The sequence below is a fragment of the Domibacillus sp. F004 genome, from assembly GCF_057814295.1.
On the sequence record NZ_JBVATB010000040.1, the window covers coordinates 1 to 321 of the forward strand.

1 pseudogene is annotated in these 321 nt (G+C 41.4%); it reads right to left on the reverse strand.

The features are described 5' to 3' along the window. Window positions 1-321, reverse strand: a pseudogene (locus tag ACZYRN_RS19340) (two-component sensor histidine kinase); the annotation flags it as partial.

A 321-nucleotide genomic window follows, 5' to 3' on the forward strand; every position in this document is an offset into this window, starting at 1 on the left:
GATCTGCAATTCATCTTCTGGTCCTTCAATTGGCAGCCTGTCATGCAAATTAGTGGCCGTAATTTTATTTGTAGCCGTAATGATTTTGTGAATCTGCTGCAGTGTTTTTCTTGAAATAAGCCATCCCATTACTAATGAAATTCCTACGGCACCGAAATTGCAGATGATAAAAATGGTCCATAACTGATCGATGGCAAAATGCCGTATCCTGTCATACGTGGCAACCGTAATGGTATACGTCCATTTATTTTGTGATAGCTGTCGAAGAGACTTCGCACGAAGCGGTATTCCATTCAGCTCAGGATCGGAGCTGAAGATATT